Below are 22,163 nucleotides of genomic sequence, written 5' to 3'. Positions count from 1 at the left end.
ATATTCTTTTCTTCAAGATAGATCTGAAGCTCTTTTGGCTCTTTTTCGACTTTGAGTATTTCGAAATAATCCAGAATGCCTTCTGGTAATAAAAAACTGATAAGGGTTTGTTCGGCCTGATTCAAGGAAATTTGTAATTGCTATAAAATACAAAAGAAACAAATTATTCCGTCACCCCCAACTTTTCCGCTTGATCCCTGTTCACCTCTTTTAGGGCTCAGAGATAACCTGACCACGCGCTGCATCATATTTTACATTTTACATCCCTTCAAATTTCACCCTGATAAACCTTGGTCTGTAAAGATTGGGATGTGTTTGCAGATCCTTTAAAAAATTGAATGAGTTTACATTGTAACTAATCAGCAATTCGCCCTTTTTGGATAATCCAGGATGTGCTTTTGCATTATAGGTAAAAAATGATTTCAATTCAATTGCTTCCGAAGTATCCCACAGCTTAATTACTTTACCAAAAGGGCCGTAAGGTGTTTTGCCCAGCTGCATACAGATGTGCCTGCCTATACCGCTTTGCTGAAATACCAGCGCGTAACGTCCGTCAGGCAGTTGCGAAAGACTGAGTTCGTTTGACACCTGATCCGTTACCGCCGCCGATTTTTTAATGTCGGCCTGCCAGTCGGTTCCGTCCCAGTAACTCCATTGGTTATAGTTTTCAAAATCTTTTGGTAGCACCCTGGCAACCAAAAGTTTCTTGGTTTTTCCGAAAGTACCATAAACATAAATGTAGCCATCAGCATTTACTTCGCCTGCCTGCTTCGTATTTATATAAATGCCGGCTCCAAAAGAACCGGTTTCACCATCCTGGTCGAGATAAAAAGGCGTATCTCTTTGTTCGTAATTTTGAAGAGGCAAAGCCTCGCCGGCCTTAATTTTAATTAAAGTATTGCCTACTTCGGCAAAGCCAAAAGCACCTCCGCCTGTACTTTTAATGCGGTAACCGAAAATGAAAGTGGCATTATCCAGGTCCTGGTTTACAAAACCATCGCCAAGCCAGTAGTAGTCGCCAGCTTGCGTTAAAGGTGTTTTGGGTACGAAAATAGATTCGGGTTTTTGATTGATCTTTTTCCAGCTAAAACTGATTTTATTGGGATCGGGCTCGTTACCATCTAGCACCGCAACCGCATTGTGGATCATTACAGCTTTAGGTTCCATTTTGCCGCCGCTTACCTTTCCGATCATGCTATCGCTAAAAATAAACAAGGTCTTTTTCGCTTTAGGAGGTGATGATTCTTTCCCGTTTAATGGAATGCTGTAAATCCCGTCGCCCCCAAACCAGCCATCCGTTCGGTTAAACAGATTGGTCCACTCGGCTGCAGCAGCTACTTTAAACCTGATGCTATCCAGTCTCTGTGCCTGTAGCGATATAGAAGCGGTAAAACTTAACAATAATAGGGATACAAAAGCTTTCATGGGTTAGATTTAACTGTGTTTTTCTTTATCCTGGCATAAAAATATTCACGGATCGCTGATCAACAAATATCATAATCGTTAGGGTAAAGCAATCAATAAAGATATGATAAACCTCTATACTTTCTCGCTACCTTATGAATCACAACACAGGGAGGCGGTGAGGTAATGCCTGTTAATTCCAGTTATTACGCAGAAAATAACACTGTCAGAAATAAACATGATATAAATTGATACAGATAGTGGAAAAATTGAGACTGAATGTATCGCTAAAAGGAAGTTAAAGTGTTTACTTTGAGTTGGGTCTTATCACAAAAAGGCTGCTAACCAAATTACTAAAGCGCATCATAATGAAGTTTAAGCTGGCATTTTCTCTTATTTCTTTAGGTCTTTTATCCTTTAAACCAATTCAGGGAGAGGATCCGCCGAAGAAGAAAGCCGATAATTACATCAAGCCAAAATATATTCCGGTACCCCTGGGCGCAATAAGGCCGCAGGGCTGGTTAAAAGATCAGTTAGAAATTATGCTGAAAGGTACTACAGGCCATTTGGATGAAGTTTATGGTAAGCTTAAAGATGATAATGGCTGGTTAGGTGGCAAAGGCGATTCGTGGGAAGAAACCCCTTACTGGCTCGATGGCGCTGTTCCGCTGGCTTACCAGTTGGGCGATGCGGCACTGCAGAAAAAAGTACTTAAATATATTAATTGGGTATTGGATAATCAGCGTCCATCGGGATATTTCGGTGCCATTACCAAAGCAGAGCGCGAAGGCAAAGAAATTACGCTTCAACACCCTGAAAATGGCGACGATTGGTGGCCAAAAATGGTGATGCTAAAAGTGCTGCAGCAATATTACACCGCAACTGCCGATAAAAGGGTAATTACTTTTATGGAGAAGTATTTTAATTACCAAAAAGAAGCACTTAAAAAAGTGAAAATTGGTAACTGGACAGAATGGGCAACTTCCCGCGGACATGATAATATGCTGATGGCGCAGTGGCTGTATGGTATTAATGGCGATAAATCGCTGCTTGAACTAGCCGGGCTGATTCAAAAACAATCTTTTCAATGGAGTAACTGGTTAGGTAACAGAGATTGGGTGATTAATGCGGCCACCTATCAAAATAACGATCAGTGGATGAGCAGGCATGGTGTAAATGTGGCAATGGCACTCAAAACCCCTGCAATTGATTATCAACGCAGTGGCGATGTCCGCTATCTTAAAGATTTGAAAGTAGGCTTTAAGGATTTGATGACTTTGCACGGCTTACCCATGGGGATTTTCTCTGCAGACGAAGATTTACACGGGAATTTGCCTACACAGGGTACCGAGCTTTGTGCTACAGTAGAGGCCATGTATTCGCTCGAAAAAATTATCGAAATTACCGGCGATGAAACCTACATGGATGCTTTAGAACGCATGACATTTAATGCCCTTCCTCCTCAAACAACCGACGATTATAACAATAAACAGTATTTTCAAATGGCTAATCAGGTGCAGATCAGCCGTGGTGTTTTTGATTTTTCGCTACCCTTCGATCGCGAAATGAATAACGTACTGGGGATGAGAAGTGGTTATACCTGTTGTTTGGCAAACATGCACCAGGGATGGACAAAATATACCCAGAGCCTATGGTATAAAACAGAGGGGAATGGCCTGGCGGCATTGGTTTATGCACCTAATGTGCTTAATACAACTGTTAACGGTCAGGAAGTTACGGTTAAAGAAGAAACCAGTTATCCCTTCGAAGATGAAATCAACTTCGCATTTTCTACCAAAAAAACTGTGACTTTCCCTTTCGAATTAAGAATACCTGCCTGGTGTAATGAGGCTAAAATTTTTGTGAATGGAAAAGAAGTAAAATCGGCAAAAGGTGGTACAATAACATCGTTAAACCAAAAATGGAATAATGGCGATAAGGTTACGTTAAAATTGCCAATGACCATGTCTACATCAAACTGGGGGCACAATTCGAGAACTATTGAACGTGGCCCGCTGGTATATGCACTAAAACTGGAAGAGAAGTGGGAAAAAGGAAACAACAATGTTGAGGGAGATTATTTTAGTGTGTACCCTAAAAGCGACTGGAATTACGGTTTGCTGGAAAGCATCATAGCAGATCCGGCCAAAAATCTTTCGGTATCATTTAAAACACTGCCTCAAAAGTTTGTATGGAATTTGAATAGCGCACCGATCGAAATCAAAGCTAAAGGGAAAAAGATTCCCAACTGGAAGGTAGTTGACGGGGTTGCCCGCCAACCGGTGAGCGACCGCTCGGGCTTATACAAAGGGGAGGTGAATAACGAAGTCGAAACCTTAACGCTTGTGCCCATTGGTTTCACCAAGGTTAGAATTGTTGCTTTTCCGGTAGTTAAATAAGATCAGTATCCGAATCAAATTTTAATGAACATGCTTAAATATATCTTATCCATTTCAATTTTGTTTTGCGTACTTATTGCCAGGGCTCAGCATCCGGCAATGTATTATGCCGATACTACCGCTACAGGTGTCCCTTTCAGCAAAGATCCCTCTGTAATCAAATTTAAGGGTAAATACCTGATGTATTATTCCATTAAAAGTCCTAAAACAGGTAATGGTATGGATGGCTGGAAAATAGGGATTTCTGAAAGCAGCGATCTTTATCACTGGAAAAAAATTGGCGAAGTTAATCCAGAGGCTGTTTATGAAAGCAAAGGACTTTGTGCACCTTGTGCTAAAGTAATAAATGGAAAGGTGCATATCTTTTATCAAACTTATGGCAATTTCGAAAAAGATGCCATTTGCCATGCTTTTTCTGATGATGGCTTAATCTTTACCAGAAATGCAACCAACCCGATATTTCATCCAACAGGAAGCTGGACAAATGGCAGGGCAATAGATGCCGATGTTTATCAGTTTAAAAATCAGTATTTCCTGTATTTTGCTACCCGCGATGCTGCTGGTAAAATACAAAAACAGGGAGTGGCTGTTGCACCAGGTAATACCAATTTTAATAGAAACGATTGGAAGCAGGCAGTGGATAGTGCTATTTTATCGCCTAAGTATGAATGGGAAGGAGAATGTATAGAAGCAGCATCTGTTATTCGGAAAGGCAAATACCTGTACATGTTTTATGCCGGAAGCTACAACAATGTCCCCCAGCAAATTGGAGTAGCTAAAAGTACCGACGGTATTAGCTGGGTGAGGTTAAGTGATAAACCTTTTCTGACTAATGGAAAACCTGGTGAATGGAACGCCAGCGAATCTGGTCACCCGGGTATTTTTATAGATAGTAACGGTAAAACCTATTTATTTTATCAAGGCAATAACGATAAAGGACGTACCTGGTTGCTCTCGAACAGAAAAATTGGCTGGAAATCTTCGGGTCCTTATTTGTTAAAGGACTAATAGCCTTTTATCGGTCAAAACATCATGGCATACCGGTTCTGCGAGGATTAACTTTTAAGCGTTAGTTTCGAGCCGGTATCCTTTGCTGCGGATAACAACAATTTTGATATTCGGATCAAATTCCAGTTTCTTTCTAAGTTTTGAGATAAACATATCCAGACTGCGCCCAACAATAACCCCTTCATCTTCCCAAATTTCTTTCTGCAACCGGCTTCTCTCAATAATTTGGTTAGGGGATAAGGCGAAAATGAGCAGCAAACGGGTTTCAGTTCCTGTAAGGTCTATAGCTTGTTTGTTTACCATTAACTTTCTATTCTTCGTATCGAACAATGCCGCTCCTAAAGTAATCATATCGGCATGCTTAGCCTCCACGGGTAAAGTGCTTTGCGGTTTAGCAGATCTCAAAAAAATAAAGCCAACAAATGCTAAAAATGGCAGGCTACCCAGCAGGTATCCATTCTTGGCAAGATTTATAACTCCCGGCTTAAATTTGATGTTGATCATGTAAGGTGCCCTGGGTTGCGTTCTTCCTCTGCATGTTATAATGTCGTTTTTTTTATTTTTAGAGATAGCGTATCCATAAGCTACACCAGAGTTGTTGCGTTTCAAAACTGTGACCACATAATCACTTGTGAGTGGATCTTGTGCTAACAACCGCCAGGTAATATTTACCAGGGAGTCTGGTCGGAAAGTAAGTTCTTTCTCAAACCTGATCCTGTATTCGTTTTCAGAAATCTTTTGTACCGGAAGTACCCTTGATACGCTGTCGCCCGACTGCAAGAGTAATTCATGTCCGATTCTGCGGAGCAAAATTTCCCGTCTGGCGATATCAAAATCATCATTTCCGCTCATACTGATACACATTACTGTGATAAACGAAAGGAGTATCAATCCGCAGAGGTATTTCAGTTTACCAGGCAGGATATTTCGGATAAGGTGCATAGTCTAAATATTTTATTTACAAAGTTTACATTTTTATTTTCTAATTGATCTACAGAAAGCTGTTCGTTAATGTCATAACGCTGTAATTATTGTTCTTAAAAGCGGCTAATAAATTATTTCAGAATAAAAGACTATAAAATCTATAGAAATTATATACATTTGTGCTGTTAATGTATTTTTGACTTATCCAGAAAGACGGAGGGAAAGGCCCTGTGATGTCTTAGCAACCTGTTGCCAAATAAGGTGCTAAATCCTTCCCGCAAGGGAAAGATAAGAATAACTTTCTCCGGAAATCTGAATAAGCATTGGTGATTTAAAATTGAAAGATGAACATTTATTTAGACAATGCAGCTACAACCCCGCTTGCCAATGAGGTTTTTACGGCGATGAAACCTTTTATTTTCGAATCATTTGCAAATCCATCTTCAGCACATTCTTTAGGGCGTTACGCAAGAGAAGCCGTAGAGCAATCGAGGAAAATTATTGCTGAAAATTTGCATACGGAACCAGGCAACATCTTTTTCACTTCTGGCGGAACCGAAGGCGATAATACAGCCATACTTTCGGCAATTTATAACCACGATATTAAGGTTGTTATCACATCAAAGCTGGAACATTATGCCGTTTTGAATACCCTCAAAGCTCTGGAAAAAAGGGGCGTAATCCGGTTAGTATATCTCGAGAACGATAACAAAGGAAAGCTATCCCTTACGGAGCTTGATGCTTTGCTTGAAAAAGGTGAGCCTGCACTGATATCGTTAATGCATGGCAATAACGAAATCGGAAATCTGAATCCCATTTTAGAAATTGCAGATCTGGCCGATCATCATGGTGCAATATTCCACTCCGATACGGTGCAAACCATCGGTCATATCGATATTAATACCCGCCAGCTGGCACCCGATTTTCTTGTCGGCTCGGCTCATAAGTTTCATGGTCCGAAAGGCGTTGGCTTTTTATACGCGAAAGAACCGGCAAATTTGCGCGCCTTTATTAATGGCGGTTCGCAGGAATCAGGAAAGCGGGCAGGTACCGAAAATGTGGCCGGTATTGTGGGAATGGCAGCTGCACTTCAACACGCTTACGATAACCAGAACCTTTACGAAACACATATCCATTCGCTTAAAAAACGCCTTGTTAACGGGCTTACAAACCTCGCTGGAATAAGCTTTAACGGTTATTCAGACCATACAGATAAAAGCTTATCAACCGTACTAAGTGTTTCTTTGCCCGCACTGCCTGATGGCGCAGATTTGCTGCAAACTTTAGATAAGGCCGGCATATTTGTTTCGGGAGGAAGCGCCTGTTCTTCAAATCATTCATCGCATGTTATCGAAGCCTTAGGAAACGGTAAAAATGAAGAAACGATAAGGTTTTCTTTCAGCAGGTTTAATACGGGATCGAAAATCGATGAAGTGGTTTCACAATTGAACAGCCTTTACCGTAACCGCCGGGAACAGCAAAACCTGCTTTATGCCTAAACTATAATCCCTAATCATCCATCAATAAAAATTAATCTAAAATGAAAAAAACACTACTCTTTGCTGTTGCTGCACTACCGCTGGCCGCATTGGCACAAAAACCATTCTCGCTAAACGGAACTTTAAAAAGCGATAAGGGGAATGAGAAAATTTACCTAAGCTATTCGAAAGATGGTAAATCGATTTTAGACTCAACTGAATTAAAAAACGGTGCTTTTGCTTTTAAGGGCGATATAGCCGATCCGTTAAGGGCTTCGGTGTATAAAAAGCCAGCCGAAAAGAACGGAAAACGCGATTTCTTATCCATCTATTTAGAGGCTGCGGATATTCAATTGGTATCGGCCGATTCGTTAAAAAATGCATCAATCAGCGGATCGAAAGTAAACGACGATAACGAAAAACTTAAGGTTTTAACCAAGCCTGTACAAGATAAGCTGGCTGCAATAAACGGCGAATTTGGCAAATTAACCGCCGAACAGCGAAAAGACAAAACCTTAACCGATGCCATTTATAAGCGCTACGAAGCTGCAAGTAAAGCGCTGGAGCCCATTTATGTTGATTTCGCACGCGCAAATCCGCAGTCTTATGTTAGTTTAACTGCAATATCGCAGATAGCAACAAGCGAATCTGCACAACCTGAGGCCGAAAAGGTTTATGCCGGTTTGAGTCAGCAGATTAAAGACACAAAATCCGGCAGAGATATTTCAACCTATTTCAATGCCGTAAAGAGTACAAAAATAGGCCTTCAGGCTATAGATTTTACACAAAATGATGTGAACGACAAGCCTGTAAAATTATCAGATTTTAAAGGCAAATACGTTTTGGTCGATTTCTGGGCATCGTGGTGCGGCCCATGCAGACAAGAGAATCCGAATGTGGTAGCTGCTTATAACCAATACAAAGATAAAGGCTTTACCATTTTAGGGGTTTCTTTAGATCAGCCTGGTAAAAAAGAGGCCTGGTTAAAGGCTATTGCCGATGATAAACTTACCTGGACACATGTTTCTGACTTAAAATTCTGGGATAATGCTGTAGCTAAACAATACGGTATTCGCTCCATTCCGGCCAATTTCCTGATCGATCCAAACGGAAAAATTGTTGCAAAAGGACTTCGTGGCGAAGCCTTAAAAGAAAAATTAGCTTCGTTGCTTGATGCTAAAACCAAATAAGAACTTTAACTAAAATTTATAAAAAACAGAACCGAAAATTACCAAACCATCTTTTGCGCAAAGTGCGTAAAAGTTTACCGGATAAAAAAACAGGGGCGATTGAGGCCGCCCCTGAATAAGTGATTTATCACGGTATGTGACAACTAATGCTGAATTAATATTTAACCACTTAAAAATCGAATATAATGAAAATATCCTAATCATTTAGTTGTTTCTGCAACTTATTAGCGAAATATGTTCTCAATCTGCAGAGCTATGCGCTATACACACATTTACGCCAAATTTTTTTGACACATTTTAACATTAAAGGTTTAACTAACAGGTGTTAAAATCTGCTTTGGCGGATAAAATATACATGCCGTTTGGCATCACTAATCATTATTAATCTCCTTAAACGAAATGAAACGAAAATTACTTTCGCTTATTATACTATGCCTTGCCATAACCTTTCCGGTGTTTTCACAAAATAAAGTGATTACCGGGAGAGTTGTTGCAGCAGAAGACGGTCTTCCAATCCCGGCCGTCTCTATCCGGATCCCGGGAACAGGAGTCGGCGCACAAACCGATGCAAACGGTAAATACTCCATTGCCGTTCCACAATCTGCTAAATTTATCGAATTCAGCTTTCTAGGTTTCGCTACTATCCGCGAAAATATCAATGCCAGAGGGGTAATCAACGCCACTTTAAAATCGGATGCAACAGGTTTAGATGAAGTCGTGGTAACCGGTTTTGGGCAAACCATTAAAAAAAGAGATATTACCGGAGCCGTATCCAGTATTTCTTCAAAAGAGATCGAAAAAGTTCCTTTGGTCAGTTTCGACAGAGCGATGCAGGGTACCTTACCTGGTGTGCGTGTAAATACCAACTCAGGTACACCCGGCTCTTCCGTAAGTGTTTTAATCCGTGGTACGGGTTCTTTTAACGCCAGTACGGCTCCATTGTACATTGTTGATGGCATTCAGGTAAACTCCGGAGATTTATCGCGGAGCTTATCAACATCGAATATCCTCAGTAACATTAATCCCGATGATATTGAAACGATTGACGTTTTAAAAGATGCTTCATCGGCATCCATCTATGGTTCGCAGGCTGCCAATGGTGTGGTTATTATCACCACTAAACGTGGTAAAGCAGGGAAAACCGAATTCGATTTCAGCAGTTATTTTGGTTATGCTGAAGAGGTAGACCGCTTAGACGTACTAAACGGTCCAGAATGGCTGTCGGTTTATACGGAAGAGTACGTTAACCGCTACGGTGCCAACAGTGCGCAGGTTATTGGCCCATCGGGTATTAAAACCGTTTTTGGTGCCGATCCGGCTGCAGCGCCAACTTACAGCTGGTATGATGCGGCCTACCGTAAAGGTCACACCCAAAACTACCAGCTAACAGCCAGGGGAGGCGATGCCAAAACGAAATTTTACATCTCGGCAGGCTTATTTGACCAAAAAGGCCAGCAAATACAACAGGATTTTAAACGTGGTACATTTAAAAGTAACCTCGAGCATAATGTAAACAACAAACTCTCGCTCGAGGCCAATATCAATTTGAGCACCTTTACCCAAAACGGAACGCTTAGCGGCTCTACATTTGCAAATCCTTCATTTGGTTCTAATTTCCTGATTCCTACACAAGCGGTTTACACTGCCAGTGGCGATTATAACGAGCCCTTGCTGGGTGCTGTAGCTACTAATCCTATAAAATCGGCTAATTACGATATCAATAAAGGAACTACCAACCAGTTGCAGGGGATTTTTGCCTTAAACTACAAAATCATCGACGATCTGAAATTTAGGGTTACCGGATCAATTGATTATGGTGATATCAAAGAAGACCGTTTTCAGGACCCGCGAACAAGAGATGGCGCTGCACCCAATGGCCGCTACACCTTCCTCGATACCGAATTTAAAAATTATCAAACCAACGCCACTTTAAATTACAGCCATTTATTTGGCACCAAACATAAGGTTTCAGGATTGGCAGGTTTCGAATATCGTCATCAGGTTAACAATACCGTTACCACCCAAAAAACCGGATTTCCGAACTATTTGTTCAGAACGCTGAACGGGGGGACTGTTTTGGCATCCATCTCATCCGGATTTACCGAATTTAAAAACCTGGGCTACTTTGCACGTGGCGAGTATGCCTTCGACGATAAGTACATCATTAACGGAACCATTCGGTATGATGGAAACTCGAGATTTGGTGAAAACCAGAAATTCGGGCTCTTTGGTTCGGGTTCATTAACCTGGAGGCTTTCGAGAGAGAATTTCCTGAAAGATGTTAAATGGCTTAACGACTGGAAAATCAGAACCAGTTATGGAAAAGTGGGTAACTCGGGCATTGGTAATTTTGCTTCCCTTTCAACTTTTGCATCCAATTCAGGCTACAACGGAATAGGCGGTATTTCGCCGGGAGGTTTGCCAAACGTAGAGCTGACCTGGGAAGACAGTTATACGCTCAATTTAGGTACGGATGTTTCATTATTTAACAACAGGTTAAGCTTTACGGCCGAATTCTACAATAAACTGAATAAAAACCTACTCTTAACCCGAACACTGCCAAGTACAAGCGGTTACAGTGGTGTTAGCGATAATGCTGGTAAAATGCAAAACAGGGGTTTCGAATTCCAGGTTAATTCTGAAAACTTAACAGGGAAATTTAAATGGAATACTTCATTCAATATTTCATACAATAAGAATAAAGTACTTCAGCTGATAACGGATGATCTTGACCCGAGGTTTCAGTTGGTTGGTAATTCGGTAACCCGGATTTTATCTTATCAGTATGCCGGGGTAAATCCGGCTGATGGAAGACCGCTCTGGTTAGATGCCAATAATAATCTTACCTACAACCTAACCACCAACGACAGGAAGATTATCGGCGATTCACAGCAGAAATATTTTGGCGGTTTCACCAATAATTTCTCTTACGAGGGTATTGGTCTGGATGTTTTCTTTCAGTATGCCACCGGCTTCTTACTGTTCGATCAGAACAAAAACTTCCTCGATAGTTATGCAAATGCATCGAACCGAAGCACTGATGTATTGAGAAGATGGACCAGCCCAGGGCAGCTTACTGATATTCCACAAGCCTATACAGGTGGTAATTATGTGAGTGGCGGCGTGGCTTCGAGTGCTTACAGTACTTCATCAACGCAATGGTATAAACCCGGAGATTACCTCAGGCTAAAAGAGGTAAGGTTATCTTACAAATTCCCTAAAGCTTTAATTTCCAAAGCCAGGCTTAACAATGTATTGCTCTATGCAACAGCAACCAATCTGTTAACCTGGACCAAGTACACCGGTATCGATCCTGAAACTGTATTATCTGATAATGGTGGGGTGCCACAGGCAAGAACTTATACCCTTGGCTTCCAAATTGGACTGTAAAAAATATCAAAATGAAAAAATACACATATACATTTATCCTCCTTACACTTTTTGGGCTTTCGGCTTGTAAAAAAACGCTTGAAACTGCTCCGAAAGATTCTATAGCATCTTCGCAGGCGCTAACCAATATTACCGGAGTAAGCAGTTTGCTTAATACCGTTTACAGCAACTTAAGGGGAACCGGTTATTACGGCCAGTCGTTTAAAATCAATCCGGATATTATGGCAGATAACATTTATCCTATTCCGGGGCTTAATTCCAATCGCTTAATTACCAATTCAATAAATGCGCCAGGTACCCACATGAGTCTTTGGGGCTTATACACCTCGGGTATTAACCAGGCAAACCTGGTTATCGAAGCTGCGGGTAATGTTGCCGGAAGCCAGGCCGAAAAGAATAAAATTTTGGGTCAGGCTTATGGTCTTCGTGCCTTGTTTTACTGGGATTTGGTAAAGCTTTACGGTTACAACCCACAATTTATTGTTAACGGATTTAACAAGGGCGTACCCCTGGTTTTAAAACCTACAGCCACACTGGCTGATGTCGCTTTTCCGGCCAGAAATACGGTTGAAGAAGTTTATAAACAAGTTGAAACCGATCTTCTGGCGGCAGAAGGCTTGCTTGATAATTCGGCAGGAAACCGTTATGTAACCAAAACGGTGGCTCAGGCCATTTTGTCAAAAGTATATTTGTACTGGGGCAAATATGCCGAATCTGCCACCTATGCCGATAAGGCAATTGCTACAGCAGGTTCTACTTTTGTTACCAATGCAGCCTATACTTCGAGCTTTTATGCCGACAATAATCCGGAGGCCATATTCAACATTGTAATCACTTCAGAGCAATCGAACATTAACGAATCTTTGCAGTCGTATTATGCCCAGTTCCCGGCTGATTACGGTAAACGCCAGGACCAGACAGCTTTCGATAACAACAGCGAAACGAAAGTTGGTTACGGGGATTTTACACCGACACCAGAGTTGCTGGCTTTATACGAAACTGGCGATGTAAGGAGGGGAACAATTACAACCGGCAAGAAAAGTAATGTAACCGTTAATTATGTGCGCAAGTGGGTGCCAACCAATGGTGTTAATTTTTTACAGAACATTCCATTGCTGCGGATTTCAGAGTTATACCTCATCAGGGCAGAAGCTAATTTCAGGGCAGGTACCGCTACTGGAGCAACAGCGCAAAGCGATTTGGACAAAATCCGCACCAGGGCCGGCTTAACGAGTGTACCCGTTTCAATCGCTGCAATTTTAAAGGAAAGAAGAATTGAACTTGCTTTTGAAGGCGACCGGTGGTTTGATTTGGTACGTCTTGGCCTCGATGTGCCGAAATCGAGTGCACTGGGTGCTATTGCCCCAATTGCTTACAATACGGATTACAGGATACTGGCACCAATACCGCAGTCAGACTTAAGTGTAAATCCAAATCTTATCAAAAATCCAGGTTATTAAAAATGATTAACAATATGAAAAGAATACAATTTCCGGCCCTTTTAATATTGCTGCTTTTTCTTTTGAGCTGCAAAAAATACCGGGTAGAATACGATCAGCCTTCACAGGTAGAATTTAAACCGATTACTGCAACGCTGGCAAAAGGAACGGTGGCTGCTCCTGGTAGTGTGACCATTCTGGTGCAGCTGGTTGGACCGCAAAGGGATGCCGATTTAAGTGTAGAGTATGCGGTAGATCGCGCCAGTACTGCTGTGGCAGGCACGCATTACACCGCATCGGGTACTGCAGGGAAAATTACCATACCTGCAAACAGCAGTTCGGCTCAAATTGTGCTTACGGCTATTCCGGCTAACCTGGCAACCGCTAAAAAGTTAATACTAACGCTTAAAGATGGTGCGCTGCCTGTAAGTGCAAATTATAAAACGTCAACCATAACGCTTCAATAACAACTGCCGGCAGCTGTTATTGCTGCCGGCTTATAACCAAACCATGAAAAGATTTTTGATCAAAGCGATGCTGTTAACCTTAGTTACAGCATATAGCTACACCGCTGCGCTCTTTGCCCAGTCGGTACAGGATGTTAGTGGTAAAGTTTATCAGGTTAAAAATGAAGGAGAAATTACTGGTACGGCATTCCTGTTTCCCGAATTTTTAAAAGGAGAGATTTTTCGCCACGGAGAGAATAGCATTAAGGATTTGCCCCTGAATTTTGATGCAATAGACCAGCTTTTGCTGTTTAAGCATACTGATGGAGAAATAAGGGGGGCAAGCGGGCAAATCGATTCGGTTATTGTAAAAGATAAACTTGGAGAAAAGGATATTAAAAGAACATTTAAAAAGGGTTATCCCCAAATAGCCAGCTTTAGTACCGCAACTTACTATGAAGTGCTTTTAGACAGAGACCTTAAATTCCTGAAGAAGGTAAATAAATACATCGTTGAAAAATCTGACTATAATTCGGCTTCGAAGGGAAGCGAAATAAAAGAGAAAGTATTTTATTTTATTGTTCGAAATGGAAATATAGCCGAAGTTTCTAAAAACCAAAAGTCTGTTTTAAGCGTTTTTGGCGAAAAAACCGATGCTTTAAAACAACAAATAGCAGTTCAAAAGCTAAACCTTAGAAACGAAGGTGATATCATTAAATTGCTGATAGCTATTGGTTCAAATTTTAAAAAATAATGAGATAGATTTCGACAGCCAGGTAGTTGGTACCGGATTGCCATGTTGAAAAAACTCAAAGATTTGCTCATTTATATTTGGTTAGTTAGCGGAACGTACCTGGATAGGACGTTCCGCTCTTCAAAAAAAATGACTAATTCGCAAATTTTATAGTTAACGATACTATTTGGCGGGCATTTCTAGGCTTTCTTTTTTCTCCCTCGATGATGAGGTGGAAAGGACCTTCATCGGCAGAAAGCAATGCGCCATCTTTTCTATTGGCCAGTATAATTTTCCGGGAAGTAAAGGCTGGATCAATTTCAGCCAGCGAAAAAAGAACCTGGTAACCATCGCTGGCCTCAACCAGCAGATATTTGGTGAGGTTTTCGCCTTTCAGCTCTTCGTCGAGTGTAACCCCGGCATTTTTAAGAACAAGCCCCAGTTCAACACCTATATAGGTATGTTCCTGGTCTGCACGGTCTTTTTGGCTCAGCGAAGTTTTGGGCAGCTTATCTACATCTGCCGGAGTAAGGATGAGCTCCGATTTAACCTCTCCTTTAATAATAGCCGAGGCTGTTTTAACCTGGGCATTGGCAGGTAAGCAGGCGAAAAAAAATAAGGTGCTTAGGATGGTAGTTAACAGGAAAGCTTTTTTTGTTTTCATGCGTTTACAGATTATTAAAAACTAAATTGATAAAATAATTTCTTCCCGCTTCAGGGAAACCTTCACTGATGGTGTAGTTCTTGTCGAATACATTATTTATGCCACCTTCAAATGAAATCCAGCGGTAAGCTTTAACCCTTGCTCCTAAATTGGCAATTGCAAAACCGGCAGATTTGGTCCCATAACTGGTGCTGTAGCGTGATGAGTTATATTCTACACTGGCAAGGAGCGAAGCAGTTTTTTTGAACTGATAGCCTGAAGAAAACAATAGTTTATGATCGGGTGCATCTGTAAATTTAAGGTCGCCGTTGGTTAAGTTAGTCCGGTGAAGATAGCTGTACTGACCACCTAAGTTCCATCCGGATAAGATGGTGTAATCTGCTGATAATTCCATACCGTAAAATTCGGCTTTACCGGCATTTTGTAGCTGAAAAATATTGGGCAATACATTATTTACCTGCATAATAGCGTCAGAAATCCTGCTGTAAAACAGGTTGGTGGTAATTTGAAGCCGATTGATAAGCTGCCCTGTATAGGCGGCTTCATAGTGTAAAGCGGCTTCCGATTTTAGGTCAGGATTTGGGATAGCCGCTCCCATACGGTAAGAATAACGATCTTTAATGGTTGCAAAACGGGTTTTTCGGGCAACAGATACATTGATTTTTTGTAATTCATCCAACTCATATACAGCACCCAGCTGCGCGTTTAAGGCGTAGTTGTCGTTATTAGGATGTTCCGTAATGGTTTTGGTAGTTGCATTGTAATTCTCTGCCTGAAGGCTTTTACGCAAATTAATGCCAATTCCGGGTAGCAAAGTTAGTTTTTTGTTAAGGCGATAAACATCCTCTATGCCCAATGATGCGGTGTAATCGCGTGTGGTGCGAATGGGTTCGCCTACATTGTATTCTTTGTGTCGGTCGTTTTTAAACTGGGCAGATGCACTCAGCAGGTGTGCTGCGTTTAATTGGTTGTTGTACACTAGCGATCCGCCATAAGTATCGTCTTTATAAATACTCTGAAATGAAGAACCTTTTTTCTGGGTGGTGTAAGAATTGTCGTCAAATGCACTCAAGAGATTACCAAATTTATCATAGTACAAGCGTGTTTTAATCGAGCTGGCTGGTGTTATGGTCGTATTGGATAAAAAGTAATAACTTTCTTTATTCCAGTATGGCCATTGCCAGAAACGGGGCGTAACCTTTGCATCATCGCCAACATAAGGCGGGTTGCCTTTTTTGCCATCTTGTTTTACATAGTTAAACGCATATTCATCGCCTTCTTTGGGGGTAAAACCAATTTTAGCGGTGTATTTTGTGTCCTCGCGATAAGCATTTTCACGCCTTCCGCCATCTTCGTTGGTTTTGGCAGCAAATTCGGCGGAGAGTGGAAAGCCCTGCTGTTTTAACTGGGAAATACTCCCCTGAAAATAGAACTTGCCCAATTGCGATCCGGCATTCAGGTTCAGCCGGTGGCCATCGCCACTCATCAATCCGGAACGGGCATCAATTTCAAATCTTTTTACCGGTTTTCTTGAAACAATATTGATTGCACCACCCAGCGTATTAGCACCATAAGCAATAGACGAAAATCCTTTGGAAACGTTGATTTCAGATACATCAAAGGTGGTAAACCGACCGAGGTCTAAATAGCCATCGTATGGTACATAAACAGGGATTCCATCAATATAAACGGGCACTTGCCTCAGGTCGAAGCCTCTAACAAGCACAACAGATTCATTTCTGGCACCAACTTTACTCAGGTTTACACCAGGTAATAAGTTCAGTGCAGTAGAAACATCTAATTTACCCTGTTGTTCAATCTTATCGCTGTTTACAGTATTGCTGTTGTTTTGTGTTTTTCCTTTTATTCGTATTTCTCCCAGTTTAAACACCCTTTTGGTTATGGGAAGCGAATCGGTAGTTTTAGTGTCGGTTTGTGCCGCTGCACTCAGGCAAAGTGTAGAAAAGAGGAGGGGGAGGTAAAGTTTAGACATGGTTCTATTGGCTTGATATTTTATTTGTTTAATGGTGTGATTGGTTTATTGGGATTTGAAAATTCAGGATTACTGGTAAAAGCGGTATCGGTAAGCATGTTTAAAAAGGCTATTACCGCTTTTTTTTCGTGGGCGCTAAGCTGTAGCGAGGTTGCACCGGTTTTATTCGAACTTCCTTTTAAAAAGGGGCTGAGGTGTTTCTGCTTTAAATGTTCGCTATAATGATCCAGTACCTGTTGTAGGGAGCTGAAACGACCATCGTGCATGTATGGAGCCGTTAAGGCAATATTTCTTAGCGTTGGAATTTTAAAGCGGCCATGGTCGCTATCCAGACCGGTAATGGCTGCTATGCCCTGATCTGCAGAGATTTCGTCGAGCCCGTTATTGTGGAATAGCTCCAGATAGGTTTTCCCCCCGCCATGACAATGGGCACAATCTGCTCCCCTGATTTTTTTACCGGGCTGAGGCATCGTATTAAACAGCTGCATCCCTTGCAGTTCGAGCGTGCTGGGGATGTATGTTTTTGCGAGGAACTTATCGTAAGGCGAACCGGCAGAGATGAGTGTCCGTTCGAATTGAGCAATGGCTTGTGTTATTCTTTCGGGGGTAATTGCCGTATCGCCAAAAGCATTTTTGAATAAGGCCGGGTATTTTGGTGCACGCCTAAGTTTAGCTACAGAAACTGCCAATGGTTGTCCCATTTCGTGCGGATTGGAGAGCGGAAATGCGGCCTGTGCTTCAAGACCTGTTGTGCGGCCATCCCAGAAAAACTTGCGCGTCCACAGGAGGTTAACCAAGGCCATCGAATTCCGGCTGGTTTTGGAACCATCTACGCCAACACTAAATGTTCTGCCATCGGTAAAAGCCCGCTTCTGTTCGTGACAGCTGCTGCACGATATTTTGTTGTTTGCAGAAAGCAGGCCTTCGTAAAAAAGGTGGCGGCCAAGGTAAACGCCTGCTTTACTTGTAGGGTTGTTTTTGGGTATCGAAATTCGGTTACCAAAATTGGAAGGGTAGGATAGTGCATAGGGCATTGGGTCATCGGCAGCCATCCACACCAATAGCATTAATGATCCAATAAGTGTGGTTATTACTTTTGCAAAGCCGTTCATCCCTTATAAATTTCCTGTTATCTGATTTATCGTTATGTTTTTAAAAGTATAACGGTAAAATTAATAACAAAAATTGCTTTTACAAGATTGTGGCTAATTATTTCTTTTGAATTGAAAGTTAATGTTGGTGTTTAGGGTGAAAGAGGTCGGTAATTATTTAGATTTTAATTAAATTTTCTTCCTGTTTCATGAATTCGATGAATTTAGACTGGATTTTTTTGAATTCGGCAATAACCTGATGCCCTTTTTCAGTCAGGATGGCCTTTCCTCCTCCTGTGCCACCCCTCGAAAGTTGTACCAAAGGATCACCGAATCCATCGTTGGTATGTTTTACCAGATCCCAGGCCTGTTTATACGACATTTTCATCTGCAAGGCGGCCTGGCGCAGCGATCCTGTAGCCTGTATACGCTCTAATAATTCTACCCTGCCATGGCCTAAAACTTTGCCCTGAGGGGTTTCAATCCAGATCCTTCCGTTAATCGAATAATTATGCCTGTTCATTACCGTGCAAGTTACTAAATATCAGTTTAAGTGCAGAACACGCAAATGTTTTTGCAAGGAGCATTTCGAAAAATTTAGGGGTAAGAAAAACATCGAAACTTTCCTAAATTTAAGCAAACTAAAACTATCCGGATGAGAAAACTGATTTACGGCATTAACATTACTTTGGACGGCTGTTGCGACCATACCAAATTTACAGGTGGCGATGAAATTCAGGACTACTTCAGGGAGCTGCTGGAAAATGTGGATCTGCTGATTTACGGACGCAAAACCTACGAACTGATGGTGCCATTTTGGCCGGAAGTTGCACAATCCCAATCAATGAATGAAGCTGCCAATGCTTTTGCACGTGTGTTTGCGAAGCTGGAGCGGGTATTGGTTTCGCGGACTATAAAAGAGGTTAACGACACGCAAACCACAATTATTGGCGACAACCTGAAAGAAGAAGTAATGAGATTGAAACAGCTGCCTGGCAAAGCAATCTCTACCGGTGGAGTTGAGTTGCCTGCACGTTTAATTGAATTGGGTTTGGTAGACGAATTTCACCTGATTGTACACCCGCTGATGGTTGGACAGGGAAGGCGCTTGTTTGCAGAAATGCAGCTGCCGGAACATTTGGGATTAAAACTTTCAGGTACACAGACTTTAAGTAATGGTTGCATAGCATTGCGTTACGAAAAGATTTGATTTGTTCGCGAGTATTATTAATTACTAGGAGGTGTAAAAAAAAATGCAATAAAGTTTATTGTGTTGTTTAAAATGTTTAGTTTGGCTAAACTATATTTTAATTATTTAAACAACATCTTATTTAATTATGAAAACATTAAAACTTTTACCATCCCTCATTTTCCTATCGGTTTTATCCATGATTTCCTGTAAAAAAGCAGGAGAAGGCGCTTTAAAAGAAAAACAAATTTCAGATGAACAATCATTAGCCAACAACGCTTTGGCTGCCAAGCCCAAAAAAGTTTTGTTTATCGGTATCGATGGCTGTGTTTGGAAAGCCATTACAGCTACAAATGCCCCAAATCTTAAAACGTTAATGGATCAATCGTACACCAGTACCAATGCTTTGGCCGAAATACCCACCTGGTCGTCGAACGGGTGGTCGGCCCTGTTTACCGGAGTAGGGGTAGCCAAGCACAAGGCTTCTGATAACAGCTTTTCAGGGTCAGATTTTGTAAATTATCCTTCCTTTTTCAGGCAGATCAAAACCAGCTTGCCAGCATTAAGAACCGCATCAGTTGTTACCTGGTCGTCTATAAATACATATATTGTGGCTACACCCGATGTAACGGTTAAGGTTAACAGTGCAAATGATAACCAAACCGAAACAAGGATTATCCAGGAAATTACCAGCAGCAATACCGATGTTGCATTTTGTCATTTTGATAATGTAGATCATGCCGGCCATGCCAGTAATTACAGAACTACTACACCAATGTATATGGATTCGGTAAAGGCAGTTGATGCACGTGTAGGCAGGATATTAACGGCATTAAAGGCAAGGCCAACCTATAACAATGAAGATTGGTTAGTGGTTGTAGCTACAGATCATGGCGGAGATTTAAGCCATGGCGGTTCGAGCTATCTGGAACAAAATGCATTTATCATTTTAAACAATAGTGCAATTGCGCCACAATTGGTTAATACCCTGCCAACCACAGCAACAGAATCTCAGCCACATACCATTAATACTGTCAATTTTAAAACGAATGTTTATGGGCAATTGCCTGCGCTGAGCAACCTGAATTTAAGCGCAACCAGTAGTTTCACCATCGAGTTCAGGGCAAGGGCAACTACTTCAACAAGCGATCCGGTAATTATTGGCAACAAAAACTGGGCAAGCGGATATAATAAAGGTATCATTATTGCAAACCGGAATGGAGTGATCAGGGCTAATTTTGGCGACGGAACCAACAGATTAGATATTGATGGTGTTGACCTTACCGACCAGTTATGGCATCAGGTAGCCATAGTAGTTAACCGTACTACACAAAAAGCAACCATGTACGATGGAGGAATAAAAGTTGCCGAAGGCAATATATCGGCTGTTGGTGATTTACAGAGTGGTACCGCTTTTAAAATTGGACAAGATGGCACCGGAAACTACAGTCCTTATTTTACAGGAAATATTTCTGAAATCAGGTTGTTTAAATCTGCTTTACCCGCAACAAGCATCAGCACCTATAGTTTTACGGGCATAACCACTTCGCATCCGCAAAATGCAGACCTTGTGTTGTACACCAAGGGAAATGAAGGTAGCGGAGTAGTTTATAATGGAAGTTTGGTTACGCCAAAAATCGATATTTTAACCAAAAACAGTGCTACAGTTACCTGGAGTAATTTAAATACGCAAATATTTTACCGTAAAACCACCGATTACCATGGCGCACCTCATTTGTACGATGTTGCACCTTCCATATTAAAATTTTTAGGTATAGCTAAGCCAGCCAATTATGATGGACAGGCCCTGGTAAACTTTTAAACCTAAAACACATTGGTGATCAGGTATCGCCAGTAATGGCCGGAAGAGATTCCGGCCATTTTTATGTTGGAAGAATTTCTATAGTGCTCGCATGCGAACCAATTGTACCCTCTCTCGCTAGTGTAAATCTTTTGGTTTGGATTTACATATATTTGATGCTACATTGAAATGCTAATTGTAATGTTGTGGCCAAATGCTATGACGTAACATGCACGCAGCAAATGGATCTTAAAATTGTTAAGCAAATCAAATAAACAAATTTTTGTAACTATGGAAGTTAATGCTGTCTCAAGTGGCCTGGTCTTATGGTCATTATTTACCGGAGCATTTATAATTTATATGTTGTTCTTAATCATTAGGTTTTTAAGAAGGAAAAGGTAAGATGTTGAACGTTTGGGTTTTATTCCTTCATTAGCACAAATATTTGTATTGGATTGTGAGTGGTTTTTGATCTAACAATGAGGCAATCTTTTATGGAGATGCTTCGCTAAAGGGGGGCGCCCACCTCATAGACCTGTGAATTTTTTATTCATTTTAAACATCTTCTTAACCTTTTCTAAAACAAATTAATAAAAAAGAATATCCTGTTTTTTTGCTCTTCCTGCTGTTTAATAATGAGTTGTAATTTTAATAATCAGCAGATCGTAAAAGACGCTTCAATAAATGTTCGCCACGAGGTAATGGAGGGATGATGTGAAGCAGTTATTCAGGAATGCTTCAGTGCCCAGTATGTGATCGGGGCAAAAAGAAAGACATCTGTAGCATATTTTTAAAATTGTTGTTAAACCTAAAAAAATGAAAAGCACTGGTATACTCTTAATAGTTGTTATTTTACTTTCCTGCAAGCGAAAAAGCGAAATAGTTAGTATTCTTGAAGATAAAAATGACGGTAGTTACTGGGTGCAAAAAGCACAGCTCAGCAACGGAACATATTTTTATAGTACAGTGCAATATATTTTTTATAAAGACGGCTCATCGCAACCACTTAGCTCA

General features: G+C 41.2%; 16 protein-coding genes and 1 riboswitch. Of the genes, 10 read left to right on the top strand and 6 right to left on the bottom strand.

What is annotated here, in order from left to right; genetic code table 11:
• Nucleotides 1–258 precede the first annotated feature (258 nt).
• Nucleotides 259–1,425, bottom strand: a complete 1,167-nt coding sequence (locus HWV58_RS16970; protein WP_175635229.1) for a DUF4185 domain-containing protein — start codon at nucleotides 1,423–1,425, stop codon at nucleotides 259–261.
• Nucleotides 1,426–1,772: 347 nt separating this feature from the next.
• Here HWV58_RS16970 and HWV58_RS16965 point away from each other — a divergent pair, with 347 nt between their 5' ends.
• Both HWV58_RS16965 and HWV58_RS16960 read left to right on the top strand, forming a co-directional pair.
• Complete coding sequence (locus HWV58_RS16965) at nucleotides 1,773–3,803, top strand: beta-L-arabinofuranosidase domain-containing protein (protein WP_175635228.1); 2,031 nt, start codon at nucleotides 1,773–1,775, stop codon at nucleotides 3,801–3,803.
• A 30-nt stretch (nucleotides 3,804–3,833) separates the two neighbouring features.
• The gene (locus HWV58_RS16960) at nucleotides 3,834–4,811 is read left to right on the top strand and encodes a family 43 glycosylhydrolase (protein WP_175635227.1); all 978 of its coding nucleotides are present in this window, start codon (nucleotides 3,834–3,836) and stop codon (nucleotides 4,809–4,811) included.
• A gap of 54 nt (nucleotides 4,812–4,865) precedes the next feature.
• Here the strand turns inward: HWV58_RS16960 and HWV58_RS16955 are convergent, their stop codons facing one another.
• On the bottom strand, nucleotides 4,866–5,753 hold the full coding sequence (locus tag HWV58_RS16955) for a winged helix-turn-helix domain-containing protein (protein ID WP_175635226.1): 888 nt from the start codon (nucleotides 5,751–5,753) through the stop codon (nucleotides 4,866–4,868).
• Between the two features lie 180 nt (nucleotides 5,754–5,933).
• Nucleotides 5,934–6,030: riboswitch (SAM riboswitch) on the top strand.
• 49 nt (nucleotides 6,031–6,079) lie between these two features.
• Between HWV58_RS16955 and HWV58_RS16950 the strand changes: the two genes are divergently transcribed.
• The 6 genes from HWV58_RS16950 (at nucleotide 6,080) to HWV58_RS16925 (ending at nucleotide 14,432) form a co-directional block, all read left to right on the top strand.
• Entirely contained in the window at nucleotides 6,080–7,234 is a 1,155-nt protein-coding gene (locus HWV58_RS16950; RefSeq protein WP_175635225.1) for a cysteine desulfurase family protein, read from the top strand.
• 41 nt (nucleotides 7,235–7,275) lie between these two features.
• Complete coding sequence (locus HWV58_RS16945) at nucleotides 7,276–8,403, top strand: TlpA disulfide reductase family protein (protein WP_175635224.1); 1,128 nt, start codon at nucleotides 7,276–7,278, stop codon at nucleotides 8,401–8,403.
• Nucleotides 8,404–8,802: 399 nt separating this feature from the next.
• Nucleotides 8,803–11,793: a SusC/RagA family TonB-linked outer membrane protein gene (locus HWV58_RS16940; protein ID WP_175635223.1), complete on the top strand. Its 2,991-nt coding sequence runs from the start codon at nucleotides 8,803–8,805 to the stop codon at nucleotides 11,791–11,793.
• A gap of 11 nt (nucleotides 11,794–11,804) precedes the next feature.
• Entirely contained in the window at nucleotides 11,805–13,253 is a 1,449-nt protein-coding gene (locus HWV58_RS16935) for a RagB/SusD family nutrient uptake outer membrane protein (protein WP_175635222.1), read from the top strand.
• Between the two features lie 14 nt (nucleotides 13,254–13,267).
• Nucleotides 13,268–13,699, top strand: a complete 432-nt coding sequence (locus tag HWV58_RS16930) for a hypothetical protein (RefSeq protein ID WP_175635221.1) — start codon at nucleotides 13,268–13,270, stop codon at nucleotides 13,697–13,699.
• 43 nt (nucleotides 13,700–13,742) lie between these two features.
• Entirely contained in the window at nucleotides 13,743–14,432 is a 690-nt protein-coding gene (locus tag HWV58_RS16925; protein ID WP_175635220.1) for a hypothetical protein, read from the top strand.
• Nucleotides 14,433–14,565: 133 nt separating this feature from the next.
• On the opposite strand, the gene HWV58_RS16920 is transcribed toward HWV58_RS16925, so the two are convergent.
• From HWV58_RS16920 to HWV58_RS16905, 4 genes are all read right to left on the bottom strand, one after another.
• Nucleotides 14,566–15,075: a molybdopterin-binding protein gene (locus tag HWV58_RS16920; protein WP_175635219.1), complete on the bottom strand. Its 510-nt coding sequence runs from the start codon at nucleotides 15,073–15,075 to the stop codon at nucleotides 14,566–14,568.
• 4 nt (nucleotides 15,076–15,079) lie between these two features.
• The gene (locus tag HWV58_RS16915) at nucleotides 15,080–17,068 is read right to left on the bottom strand and encodes a TonB-dependent receptor plug domain-containing protein (protein WP_175635218.1); all 1,989 of its coding nucleotides are present in this window, start codon (nucleotides 17,066–17,068) and stop codon (nucleotides 15,080–15,082) included.
• 20 nt (nucleotides 17,069–17,088) lie between these two features.
• Complete coding sequence (locus HWV58_RS16910; protein ID WP_175635217.1) at nucleotides 17,089–18,180, bottom strand: cytochrome-c peroxidase; 1,092 nt, start codon at nucleotides 18,178–18,180, stop codon at nucleotides 17,089–17,091.
• A 157-nt stretch (nucleotides 18,181–18,337) separates the two neighbouring features.
• Nucleotides 18,338–18,682: a winged helix-turn-helix domain-containing protein gene (locus HWV58_RS16905; protein ID WP_175635216.1), complete on the bottom strand. Its 345-nt coding sequence runs from the start codon at nucleotides 18,680–18,682 to the stop codon at nucleotides 18,338–18,340.
• Between the two features lie 132 nt (nucleotides 18,683–18,814).
• Here HWV58_RS16905 and HWV58_RS16900 point away from each other — a divergent pair, with 132 nt between their 5' ends.
• Nucleotides 18,815–19,369, top strand: coding sequence for a dihydrofolate reductase family protein (locus HWV58_RS16900; RefSeq protein ID WP_175635215.1), 555 nt, complete (start codon nucleotides 18,815–18,817; stop codon nucleotides 19,367–19,369).
• 127 nt (nucleotides 19,370–19,496) lie between these two features.
• Complete coding sequence (locus HWV58_RS16895; protein ID WP_175635214.1) at nucleotides 19,497–21,170, top strand: alkaline phosphatase family protein; 1,674 nt, start codon at nucleotides 19,497–19,499, stop codon at nucleotides 21,168–21,170.
• The last annotated feature ends 993 nt before the right edge of the window (nucleotides 21,171–22,163 follow it).

It is taken from the genome of Pedobacter ghigonis, assembly GCF_903166585.1.
Lineage (GTDB): Bacteria > Bacteroidota > Bacteroidia > Sphingobacteriales > Sphingobacteriaceae > Pedobacter > Pedobacter ghigonis.
Note: the sequence above shows the minus strand (reverse complement) of the source record. Positions and strands in the feature narration are given on the sequence as shown.

Bases quoted from the DNA above. Each gene is read 5' to 3' on its own strand.
- HWV58_RS16970 (WP_175635229.1), bottom strand. From the start codon at position 1,425: ATGAAAGCTTTTGTATCCCTATTATTGTTAAGTTTTACCGCTTCTATA.
- HWV58_RS16965 (WP_175635228.1), top strand. From the start codon at position 1,773: ATGAAGTTTAAGCTGGCATTTTCTCTTATTTCTTTAGGTCTTTTATCC.
- HWV58_RS16960 (WP_175635227.1), top strand. From the start codon at position 3,834: ATGCTTAAATATATCTTATCCATTTCAATTTTGTTTTGCGTACTTATT.
- HWV58_RS16955 (WP_175635226.1), bottom strand. From the start codon at position 5,753: ATGCACCTTATCCGAAATATCCTGCCTGGTAAACTGAAATACCTCTGC.
- HWV58_RS16950 (WP_175635225.1), top strand. From the start codon at position 6,080: ATGAACATTTATTTAGACAATGCAGCTACAACCCCGCTTGCCAATGAG.
- HWV58_RS16945 (WP_175635224.1), top strand. From the start codon at position 7,276: ATGAAAAAAACACTACTCTTTGCTGTTGCTGCACTACCGCTGGCCGCA.
- HWV58_RS16940 (WP_175635223.1), top strand. From the start codon at position 8,803: ATGAAACGAAAATTACTTTCGCTTATTATACTATGCCTTGCCATAACC.
- HWV58_RS16935 (WP_175635222.1), top strand. From the start codon at position 11,805: ATGAAAAAATACACATATACATTTATCCTCCTTACACTTTTTGGGCTT.
- HWV58_RS16930 (WP_175635221.1), top strand. From the start codon at position 13,268: ATGAAAAGAATACAATTTCCGGCCCTTTTAATATTGCTGCTTTTTCTT.
- HWV58_RS16925 (WP_175635220.1), top strand. From the start codon at position 13,743: ATGAAAAGATTTTTGATCAAAGCGATGCTGTTAACCTTAGTTACAGCA.
- HWV58_RS16920 (WP_175635219.1), bottom strand. From the start codon at position 15,075: ATGAAAACAAAAAAAGCTTTCCTGTTAACTACCATCCTAAGCACCTTA.
- HWV58_RS16915 (WP_175635218.1), bottom strand. From the start codon at position 17,068: ATGTCTAAACTTTACCTCCCCCTCCTCTTTTCTACACTTTGCCTGAGT.
- HWV58_RS16910 (WP_175635217.1), bottom strand. From the start codon at position 18,180: ATGAACGGCTTTGCAAAAGTAATAACCACACTTATTGGATCATTAATG.
- HWV58_RS16905 (WP_175635216.1), bottom strand. From the start codon at position 18,682: ATGAACAGGCATAATTATTCGATTAACGGAAGGATCTGGATTGAAACC.
- HWV58_RS16900 (WP_175635215.1), top strand. From the start codon at position 18,815: ATGAGAAAACTGATTTACGGCATTAACATTACTTTGGACGGCTGTTGC.
- HWV58_RS16895 (WP_175635214.1), top strand. From the start codon at position 19,497: ATGAAAACATTAAAACTTTTACCATCCCTCATTTTCCTATCGGTTTTA.